Consider the following 1,551-nt stretch of genomic DNA (forward strand, 5'->3'; position numbering starts at 1 on the left):
TGCAGCTGTTTCTTCTGTCGATGATTCCAGTGCGATCTTCTTTAACCCGGCCGGTTTGGCTTTTGCGGAGTCTGATGATATTGCTCTGCATATATCTCCTACCATCACCCATACAAAAGGTCCTGCGGGTGGTGAAGGTACATTTATTGATGGTGAAAAAAACTTTTCTCCTGTTGGCGGTCTGACAGGTCTGTTTAAACTGGATGAAAAGTTCACAATGGGTTACGGTATTTATGCTTCCGGTGGTGCTGCAGCCAGTTATGAAGATGTAACGGTTGGTGATACATTTGCTCTTCCTACACCACTTGGCAATGTGCCAATTAGTCAAGTCACAGGCGACTACTCTACTGACATCAAAATTATTGAAGCGGGTCTAGGGTTAGCTTATCGCATCAACAACAACTGGTCCGTTGGGGGTACTTACCGCCTGACTTACGCCACTGCTGATATCAATCTATTGGCTACCCAAGAGACTGGTATTGGCGGCATTGGAGCTTCTGTTGGCTACAATGACTTGAGCGGTTTCAATACCTTCGGTGTCCGCTTGGGCGCCATGTACCGCTCTGACGACAACCGTTGGGGCTGGGGTATCAACTACCGTTCTGAAGTCGATATTGAAGCAGATGGTGATTACAACTACCGGAACGGCACACCCGCTGCCACTGTTACTGGTGATGCGACTGCAGAAACCGCACTTCCGATGCAGATCTCTACCGGTATCGACTACAAGGTAGCTCCACACTGGACTCTGTTTGGTGAAGTCACATACACCGACTACAGCAACAATGAACAGATCGACTTTTCCGTCAAAAACACCAGCGATAGCTCCGGTGCGGCTGTACCTGCGATATACTCCAACTGGGAAGATCAATACAACTACCGCATCGCTGCCGAGTACACTGGTATCGAAAACTGGGCTCTGAGAGCAGGCTACATTTATACAACAGCTGTTGTACCCGAAGAATACGCTGCGCCTACCTTCTCTGCTCCAGCCGATGCCCACAGTTTTACTCTGGGTGCCGGTACCAGCATTCTTGATGGACAGGTGGATCTGGACTTCGCTGCCGTATACGACACAGTTAAGAATGACGATGTAAAAGGTGGTGGTCAGCTCACCAGCACTACTCAATCATATGCGGGTAAGTATGAAGGCACTTCTTACTCACTCCACGCTTCTGCGACTTACCGCTTCTAAGTCGGTTTTTCAGCAGAAACATACAACAAGGCCGCCGATCGAAAGATCTGCGGCCTTTTTTCTTTTCTCGATCACGTTCATAAGACGTGGGTTATCACCATACACTTAACGTATTAATCACTCAGCCCGGCCTGATTACCCGCACTGAATGCCTGTTTCGTAATAATCAAAGTACCTTGAATTAATTGAAATTATAAATCGAATATAATTCGAATAATAATTAACGACAAGTTCTGCCTTGAATCAACAAGTTAAAAATAAAGATATTTCTTACCACAGTTTCAAAAACCCGGTTTCAAAACACCTTTAAAAGCTTTTTTAATAGCTAATTATTTACAAAAAAATAACAGTAATTT

General features: G+C 45.5%; 1 protein-coding gene. It reads left to right on the top strand.

What is annotated here, in order from left to right; translation table 11 throughout:
* Window positions 1-1,195, top strand: a 1,195-nt coding sequence (locus KDK19_RS06085) for an OmpP1/FadL family transporter (RefSeq protein WP_257291557.1), incomplete at its 5' end; no start/stop codon positions are given.
* Between the last annotated feature and the right edge of the window lie 356 nt (window positions 1,196-1,551).

Source organism: Endozoicomonas sp. ONNA1, from assembly GCF_024606325.1.
Taxonomy (GTDB): Bacteria; Pseudomonadota; Gammaproteobacteria; order Pseudomonadales; family Endozoicomonadaceae; genus Endozoicomonas_A.